The organism is Micromonospora sp. NPDC002411 (genome assembly GCF_053592955.1).
In genome coordinates, this window is the sequence record NZ_JBSFBM010000280.1 from 1 (window position 1) to 8791 (window position 8791).

Annotated in this window: 8 protein-coding genes; 7 read left to right on the forward strand and 1 reads right to left on the reverse strand. The window is 69.0% G+C overall.

The window, feature by feature from the left end; genetic code table 11:
- Nucleotides 1-84 precede the first annotated feature (84 nt).
- A complete protein-coding gene (locus tag ACWCO3_RS26525; RefSeq protein ID WP_145782017.1) occupies nucleotides 85-378 on the reverse strand; it encodes a ferredoxin in 294 nt (97 codons plus the stop codon).
- A gap of 178 nt (nucleotides 379-556) precedes the next feature.
- Here ACWCO3_RS26525 and arc point away from each other — a divergent pair, with 178 nt between their 5' ends.
- The 7 genes from arc to prcA all read left to right on the forward strand — a co-directional run bounded on the left by arc (nucleotide 557) and on the right by prcA (nucleotide 8741).
- On the forward strand, nucleotides 557-2341 hold the full coding sequence (arc, locus tag ACWCO3_RS26530; protein ID WP_088989671.1) for a proteasome ATPase: 1785 nt from the start codon (nucleotides 557-559) through the stop codon (nucleotides 2339-2341).
- Between the two features lie 137 nt (nucleotides 2342-2478).
- On the forward strand, nucleotides 2479-4476 hold the full coding sequence (locus ACWCO3_RS26535) for a hypothetical protein (RefSeq protein ID WP_244311720.1): 1998 nt from the start codon (nucleotides 2479-2481) through the stop codon (nucleotides 4474-4476).
- Nucleotides 4477-4586: 110 nt separating this feature from the next.
- Complete coding sequence (gene dop, locus ACWCO3_RS26540; RefSeq protein ID WP_145782015.1) at nucleotides 4587-6104, forward strand: depupylase/deamidase Dop; 1518 nt, start codon at nucleotides 4587-4589, stop codon at nucleotides 6102-6104.
- 103 nt (nucleotides 6105-6207) lie between these two features.
- Nucleotides 6208-6423 carry a ubiquitin-like protein Pup gene (locus ACWCO3_RS26545; protein WP_030332902.1) on the forward strand — a complete coding sequence of 72 codons (216 nt, stop codon included), beginning with the start codon at nucleotides 6208-6210 and terminating at the stop codon, nucleotides 6421-6423.
- 386 nt (nucleotides 6424-6809) lie between these two features.
- On the forward strand, nucleotides 6810-7100 hold the full coding sequence (locus ACWCO3_RS26550) for an endonuclease VII domain-containing protein (RefSeq protein ID WP_450012612.1): 291 nt from the start codon (nucleotides 6810-6812) through the stop codon (nucleotides 7098-7100).
- A complete protein-coding gene (prcB, locus tag ACWCO3_RS26555) occupies nucleotides 7019-7858 on the forward strand; it encodes a proteasome subunit beta (protein ID WP_208745030.1) in 840 nt (279 codons plus the stop codon). Before ACWCO3_RS26550 ends, prcB begins: the two co-directional genes overlap by 82 nt.
- Before the next feature lie 61 nt (nucleotides 7859-7919).
- Nucleotides 7920-8741, forward strand: coding sequence for a proteasome subunit alpha (gene prcA, locus ACWCO3_RS26560; RefSeq protein ID WP_357936733.1), 822 nt, complete (start codon nucleotides 7920-7922; stop codon nucleotides 8739-8741).
- Nucleotides 8742-8791 lie beyond the last annotated feature (50 nt).

An 8791-nucleotide genomic window follows, 5' to 3' on the forward strand; every position in this document is an offset into this window, starting at 1 on the left:
GGCCACGGTCGGTCGCTACCAGGGCACGCTGCTGGAGACCGACCCGCTGCGCACCTTCGGCCACACCAACTTCGCGAGCGAGTCCTAGTCGTCCTCGGCCTCCGGGCCGGCGACCTCGACACCGTCGCCGCGCACCACGTGGATGCAGTCGCCCGGGCATTCCTTCGCGGAGTCGATCACTTCGAGCCGCAGGTGGGCGGGCACGTCGACGCGGCTGCCCGGCGTCAACAGCAGTTCACCGTCGGCGCGCTTGACGTACGCCAGGCCGTCGACGTCGAACTCGAAGACCTCCGGCGCGTACTGCACGCAGAGACCGTCGCCTGTGCAGAGATCCTGGTCCACCCAGACCTGCAGTTGATCGGTCGCGACCTCGGCCACCGGTGCACCCCCCATGTTCTCCCGTCCTACGCTCCGACGGTACCCGAACGCCAGTAACGGCCCGTCAGGCCACCCTTGGCGATCAAGGTTCGGTGACGAGGGTGTTGCGTGGGACCGAATCGGCCTCATAGCGGCTAGTGTTAGGGCAGAACGTTCAAGCCCCCCGGGGAGGTGGGACGTGGCAGCACGCAGCGACGACGCGGACTCGCGCGCCGCACGGTGGGAGAAGGAAGCCCACGATCTCTCCACGCAGGTCGCGTTCCTTCAGGAGGAACTCGCTCTGGTGCGGCGTAAGTTGACCGAAAGCCCCCGACACGTCCGGCAGCTCGAAGAGCGGCTGGCGGCCACCCAGGCACAGTTGGCGCGGCTGACCGAGAACAACGACCGGCTGGTGAGCACCCTCAAGGAGGCTCGCACGCAGATCGTGACGCTCAAGGAAGAGATCGACCGCCTCGCGCAACCGCCGAGTGGTTACGGCGTCTTCCTCGCCAAGCACGACGACGGCACGGTGGACGTCTTCACCGGCGGCCGCAAGCTACGGGTCGCGGTCTCGCCCTCGCTCGAGGTGGGCGACCTGCGCCGTGGCCAGGAGGTCCTGCTCAACGACGCGCTCAACATCGTCGACGCGTTCGGCTATGAGCGGGTCGGTGAGGTCGTGATGCTCAAGGAGATCCTGGAGGGGCCAGGTGGCGGGCCGGGTGACCGGGCGCTGGTGGTCTCCCACTCCGACGAGGAACGCATCGTGCACCTCGCCGAGACACTCATCGGCTCGGCGATCCGAGCCGGCGACTCGCTCATGATCGAGCCCCGCTCGGCGTACGCGTACGAGCGGATCCCGAAGAGCGAGGTCGAGGAGCTGGTCCTGGAGGAGGTGCCCGACGTCGACTACGGCGACATCGGTGGCCTCCAGTCGCAGATCGAGCAGATCCGCGACGCGGTGGAGTTGCCCTTCCTGCACGCGGACCTGTTCCGTGAGCACCAGCTCCGCCCGCCCAAGGGCATCCTGCTCTACGGCCCGCCCGGCTGTGGCAAGACGCTCATCGCCAAGGCGGTGGCCAACTCGCTGGCCAAGAAGATCGCCGAGCGGCAGGGCAAGGAGAAGCACACCAGCTTCTTCCTCAACATCAAGGGCCCCGAGCTGCTCAACAAGTACGTCGGCGAGACCGAGCGGCACATCCGGCTGATCTTCCAGCGGGCACGGGAGAAGGCCGGCGAGGGCACCCCGGTGATCGTGTTCTTCGACGAGATGGACTCGATCTTCCGGACCCGCGGCTCCGGTGTCTCCTCCGACGTGGAGAACACCATCGTCCCGCAGCTGCTCAGCGAGATCGATGGCGTGGAGGGGCTGGAGAACGTCATCGTCATCGGCGCCTCCAACCGGGAAGACATGATCGACCCGGCGATCCTGCGCCCCGGTCGACTCGACGTGAAAATCAAGATCGAGCGACCGGACGCCGAAGCGGCCAAGGACATCTTCTCGAAGTACATCCTCTCCGGGCTGCCCCTGCACCCGGACGACCTGACCGAGCACGGGGCCGACCCCCAGGCCACCGTCGCGGCCATGATCGACGCCGTGGTGCTGCGGATGTACTCCGAAACCGAGGAGAACCGCTTCCTCGAGGTCACCTACGCCAACGGTGACAAGGAAGTCCTCTACTTCAAGGACTTCAACTCCGGCGCGATGATCCAGAACATCGTCGACCGGAGCAAGAAGATGGCCATCAAGGAGTTCCTCACCTCCGGTCGCAAGGGGCTGCGACTGCAGCACCTGCTCGACGCCTGCGTCGACGAGTTCCGCGAGAACGAGGACCTCCCCAACACCACCAACCCCGACGACTGGGCCCGCATCTCCGGCAAGAAGGGCGAGCGGATCGTCTACATCCGCACGCTCGTCTCCGGCGGCAAGGGCACCGAGGCCGGTCGGTCCATCGAGACCGCCAGCAACACCGGCCAGTACCTCTGACCGTCCAGCGGCGGCACCGGACCCCGTCCGGTGCCGTCGCTGTCCGTGTCCGCCACCACCTGACCGGCGGCACCCTCGCCGACACCCGTTCCGGCTAGACTGCGGCGACTTCGCCGATCTACCGAACGAGGACAACCGTGCGTGCCGACATCACCGCGCAACTACCAGCAGTGCAAGGCCGCACGGAAGATCCGGAACCGGTAACCACCACGCCGCCCGCCCGACGCCCCGGCATCGCCCTGATCCTCGGTGCGGTGCTCGCCAGTTGGCTCGTCCCCGTCGCCGCGACCGCCGTCCACGCCGCGTGGCTGCTGCCCCCGATCGTCCTGCTCGCAACGGCCAGTCTGCTGCGCTCCGGCCGGGCCCTGCTCGACCGGATCATGCTCGCCGTGGCGCTGCTCGGCGGCCTCACCTGCGCCGTCGGCCTTCTCTTCAGCGTCTGGCCGTGGGGCCTGCACCCGGTCCCGGTCACCGGCCTGGCGTTCACCGTGCTGACGGTGGCCGCCGTGCTGTCCCGGCGCGCCCCCAGACTGCCCCGCCCCGGCTGGTCCGACCTGGTCTCCCTCGCCGCCGCGGCCCTCGCCGCCGGCTACCTCGCCACCCCCTACCTGCGGGCCGACACCTTCGGTCAACGACTCAGCCTCGCGATGGTCGGCGAGGACAACGGCCGCCACCCGGCACTGTTCGACGTGATCGGCCGCCTCGGCGGATACCTCTTCGTCGACCCCGGCGCCGCCCGTGAGCAGATCTTCTCCGGCCTCGTGCACTACCCGCAGGGCTGGCACTTCACCACCGCACTGCTCGACGGCTTCCTGCGCAGCGCCGGCGATCCACCCACCGGGGCGCGACTCATGGACCACTACGTGCTCTGGTGCCTCGCCACCTTCGGGCTGCTGGTGCTCACGCTGGTCTGGGCCGCCCAGCACGTCGCCGGCCCCCTGCACCCGCTGCGCCGACTCGTCCTCATCATCGCGGTGACAGCGCTCGTCCTCGGCGCCGAACTGCCCCGGCTGCTGGTCGCCGGCTACCCCAGCGAGGCGTTCGGGCTCAGCCTCGCCGTGGTTCTCGTCGCCCTCGTCGTCCGCCCCCTGCACCGGCTCCGCGAACAACTCATCCTCGTCGGGGCGCTGCTGATCGGCATCGGCTTCAGCTACTACCTCTTCCTCTTCCCGACCGGCGCCATGGTGCTCTGCTGGCTGATCGCCGACCGGCGCCGACTGCGTACCCGCCCCGGCACCGTCGCCATCGTCGCCGTCCTCACCGCTGCCCTGGCCCCGCTGGTCGCCGTGATCGGCGTCCTCGTCGCCGGCCAGAGCGAGGCGCTCGCCGCCCCCGGCGGCACACCACCGGTCGAGACCTACAACACCATGCTCGGGCTCGGTGCGCTCGTCCTCGCCGCCGTCCTGGTCCGGACCAACCTCGCCGACACCACCTGGCGGCGCTACCTCGTGGCCCTGGCCGTCGCCCTGTCCTTCTCCGCCAGCATGGCCGCCGTCAACATCGCCAACGGCACCCAACCCGCCTACTACTTCGGCAAGACCGCCCACCTGGTCCTCGTCGTGCTCACCATGGGCGTGGCCGCGCTCGCCCGACTGCTCCCGGTGCCACCCGACCCGAGCACCGACAGCGAACCGCGCCGCCACCCCATCGTCGGCGCCATCCCCGCCGTCGGCACCGCGGCCCTGGTCACGCTCGCGCTGCTCGCCGGCACCGGCCTGATCGGCTGGACCGGCGGCTACTTCCACCGCAACGGCGGCAACGGCACCTGGGCCACGGACTGGGCCGGCCGGGACGTGCGGGCGGTCTCCCGTACCGCGTCGGTCACCAACACCGCCTACCGGAACTACCCGGCGATCCCCGGCACCGTCACCCTGGTCCTCGACAAGCAGGGCCTGCAGGGCTACCGGGAATCAATCTTCCTGTCCGCCATGCAGGGGACCAGCGCCCAGACCGAACCCGGCATCTACTTCCGGATCTACGACGAGCCCGCCCGGACCGCCGAGATCCTGCGCCGCGTACCCCGCCCGCTGCGCCTCATCGTCGCCGACCCGGCCGCCCAGAAGGCCATCGACGGCGCGCTCACCGCCGACCCGGCCCTGCGCGACGGCCTCACTGTGGTACCGCTCAAGCCCTAGCCGCGCCGCGCCGAGCCACAGGGTCGCGCGGCGCGCCATCGCGCAGACTAGTCTCGATGGTGTGAGCGGCGGGCACGCCGGCTCCGTGGGCGAGCGAAGCGAGTGGTCGCATGACGGTACGTCGGATCATGGGCACCGAGGTCGAGTACGGCATCTCCGTTCCCGGCCAGGCCGGAGCCAACCCGATGGTCACCTCATCGCAGGTGGTCAACGCCTATGGGGCCCGCCCCGAACTCAACCGGGGCGGGCGGGCCCGGTGGGACTACGAGGAAGAGTCGCCGCTGCGCGACGCCCGCGGCTTCACCTACTCCGGGGCGGCCTACGATCCGGCCGAGGCCCTCGCAGACGAAGACCTCGGCCTCGCCAACGTGATACTCACCAACGGCGCACGGCTCTACGTCGACCACGCCCACCCCGAATACTCCACTCCCGAGGTCACCACCCCCCGCGACATTGTGCGCTGGGACAAGGCCGGGGAGCGGGTGATGGCCGAGGCGTCCCGCCGCGCCGCCACCATCCCGGGCAGCCAGCCGATCCACCTCTACAAGAACAACACCGACAACAAGGGCGCCAGCTACGGCGCCCACGAAAACTACCTGATGCGCCGGCAGACCCCGTTCGCCGACATCGTGGCGTACCTGACGCCCTTCTTCGTCACCCGGCAGATCGTCTGCGGCGCCGGGCGCGTCGGCATCGGTCAGGACGGCGGCCAGAGCGGGTTCCAGATCTCCCAGCGCGCCGACTTCTTCGAGGTCGAGGTCGGCCTGGAGACCACCCTCAAGCGTCCGATCATCAACACCCGCGACGAGCCGCACGCCGACGCCGACAAATACCGTCGGCTGCACGTCATCATCGGTGACGCCAACCTCTCCGAGATCTCCACCTACCTCAAGGTCGGCACCACCGCGCTGATCCTCACCATGATCGAGGAGAAGGCGCTCGGGGCTGACCTCGGCATCGCCGACCCGGTCAGCGAGCTACGCGCGGTCAGCCACGACCCCACCCTGACGCATCGGATGCGGCTGCGCGACGGACGTCGGCTCACCGCACTGGACCTGCAGTGGGCCTACCTGGAGCGGGTCCGGTCCTTTGTCGACGACCGGTACGGCACCGATGCCGACGAGCAGACCGTCGACGTGCTCGACCGTTGGGAGAGCGTCCTGGACCGGCTGGGTCGGGATCCGATGCTTTGCGTCGACGAACTGGACTGGGTGGCCAAGCTGCGGCTGCTGGAGGGCTACCGGGAGCGGGAGAAGCTCGGTTGGGGCTCGCACAAGCTCCAGCTGGTCGACCTTCAATACTCCGACGTCCGGCCGGAGAAGGGGCTCTATCACCGCCTGGTCAGCCGGGGGGCGATGAAGACGCTACTCACCGACGACGAGACCCGTACCGCGATGACCGAGCCCCCGGAGGACACCCGGGCGTACTTCCGTGGCCGTTGCCTGGCCCAGTACGCCTCGGAGGTGGTCGCCGCGAGCTGGGACTCGGTGATCTTCGACGTGGGCCGGGAGTCGTTGGTCCGGGTGCCGATGATGGAGCCGGAGCGGGGCACGCGGGCGCACGTGGGCGCGCTGTTCGACCGCTGCGCCAGCGCCAAGGACCTGCTGGAGACGTTGACCGGGGGCTGATTCGAGATTTGCAGCCCGCCGTGTGCCGTAAGCCGGCGCGCGGCGGGCTTTTCGTCGCCCGCGCGAGGTAAGTTCATCGCAGACGATCGTGGAGGAGGCAGCTGTGGCCACTCATGACAGCGGCGGGCAGTCGCAGTCCGGCAAGTCCCGTCAGGGCGAGGAAATCGAGGACGTCACCACCGAGGCCAACCCCGAGGTGGCCGAGCGGCACGCCGAGATCACCGAGGACGTCGACGACCTCCTCGACGAGATCGACTCCGTCCTCGAAGAGAACGCAGAGGAATTCGTGAGGGGTTACGTCCAGAAAGGGGGTCAATAGGAGTAAATGTCTGATTTGACTGACCCGTCGGGCAAGGCATGCCCACAGTGCAAGAGGATGCTGTCCCACACGGAGCTTCACCGTGATCGGCGACGGGTGGATGGGCTTGCCTTCTACTGCAAAACGTGCGCCAACGAGCGTTCGGCGGCGAGTCGACGGAAGCGGGGCATCGCTCCGCAGAAGAAGTCACCCACGCCGGTAGGTGAGGGTCTCAAGTGGTGTCCGGACTGCGAGCAGATCAAGCCGCGCGACGATTTCCCCACCACAACGACCAAGGCCAGTGGTCGGCACAGCTACTGCAAGCCTGCCACAATGCCCGCGGCAAGGAGACGCCGCAGCGGCTCTACGGCGGGACACGCGAATACCACCTACAACGGCGGTACGGCGTGGGGGAGAAGGAGTTTCAGGAAATCCTGGCCGAGCGGGGCGGGGTCTGCGCGACTTGTCGGGGCGCGGACCCGCAACATCTGGACCACGATCATCGCACCGGATGGGTGCGCGGGATACTCTGCTTCAACTGCAACGGTGGTCTTGGCCAGTTCCGTGACAGTCCCATGAGGCTGGCCAGGGCGATCACGTACCTGAGAGGAACCACGTGGCAGCGGGCTTTGATCCATCCGGGCGTCTACCAGATGTGTTCACCAACGCGGGGACGTCCTCCTTCACGACGTTCCTGAGTAGGGTGGCCCCCGAGATGCTGCCCGGTCGGCGGCCGTTGCCGCCGGGCATGGCAGCCGACCTGGCGCCACACGCGACCACCATCGTGGCCATCGCGGCCGCCGAGGGTGTGGTGATGGCGGGCGACCGACGGGCCACCATGGGCAACCTGATCGCCCAGCGCGACATCGAGAAGGTGCACCCGGCCGACGCGTACTCGCTGGTCGGCATCGCGGGCACCGCGGGCATCGGCATCGAGCTGATGCGGCTGTTCCAGGTCGAGCTGGAGCACTACGAGAAGATCGAGGGCGCGATGCTCTCGCTGGACGGTAAGGCCAATCGGTTGGCCTCGATGATCCGGGGCAACCTGGGGGCGGCCATGCAGGGGCTCGCCGTGGTGCCGCTCTTCGCCGGTTTCGACCTGGCCGCCGCCGACCCGGCGCGGGCCGGTCGGATCTTCAGCTTCGACGTGACCGGTGGCCCGTACGAGGAGACCGGGTACGACGCGATCGGGTCTGGGTCGCTGTTCGCCAAGTCCGCCCTGAAGAAGCGGTTCCGGGCCGGCCTCTCGGTGGCCGACGCGACCCGGCTCGCCGTCGAGGCGCTCTACGACGCGGCCGACGACGACACCGCGACGGGCGGTCCGGACCTGACCCGGCGGATCTACCCGGTGGTGATGACCGCGACCGCCGAGGGCACCCACCGGCTCACCGACGCCGAGACGGCGGCGATCGCCGAGAGCGTGGTCTCCGGTCGGATGGAGAACCCGGGCGGCTGAGCCCCGTCCACCCCCACCAGCCAGCAGTCGTCAGCACAGCGCCGTAAGGAGAACCGCCGCCGTGGCAATGCAGTTCTACGCCTCGCCCGAACAGATCATGCGTGACCGTTCCGAGCTGGCCCGAAAGGGCATCGCCCGTGGGCGCAGCGCGGTGGTCCTGAGCTACTCCGGCGGGGTGCTCTTCGTCGCGGAGAACCTCTCCAGCGCCCTGCACAAGGTCAGTGAGATCTACGACCGGATCGGCTTCGCCGCTGTCGGCCGTTACAACGAGTTCGAGAACCTCCGTCGGGCCGGTGTGCGGATGGCTGACCTGAACGGGTTGAGCTACGACCGCCGCGACGTCACCGGCCGGGCCCTGGCCAACGCGTTCGCGCAGACCCTGGGCGCGATCTTCACCGAGCAGTCGAAGCCGTTCGAGGTGGAGATCTGCGTGGCGGAGGTCGGGGCCACGGCCGACGACGACGAGCTGTACCGGCTCACGTACGACGGCTCCGTCAACGACGAGCCGGGGCGGATGGCGATGGGTGGCCAGGCCGAGGCCATCACCGGTGTGCTGAAGGCGAACCACCGGGCGGACATGTCGCTCGGTGAGGCGGTCCAGGTCGCCGTGCAGGCGCTGAGCAGCGTCGGTGGGGAGGGCGGGGCGGCTCGGACGATCGCCGCGAACCAGCTTGAGGTGGCCGTGCTGGACCGTCAGCGGATCGGTCGGACGTTCCGGCGGATCACCGGGGCCGCGCTGACGGCGCTGCTGGACGGGAAGGCTGCGCCGGCGGCGACCGACGAACGGGACACGCCGACTGTGCCGACCGCCGAGGCCGGTAAGCCGACCAGTTCGGCGGGCTCCGCGGATCTGGAGGATCGGCCGGGGCAGGCCGACAAGTGATCGGGTAACGCAAAGCTGATCAGATAACCCAAAGCGTCGGGGACCGCACC

Bases quoted from the DNA above. Each gene is read 5' to 3' on its own strand.
- dop (WP_145782015.1), top strand. From the start codon at position 4,587: ATGACGGTACGTCGGATCATGGGCACCGAGGTCGAGTACGGCATCTCC.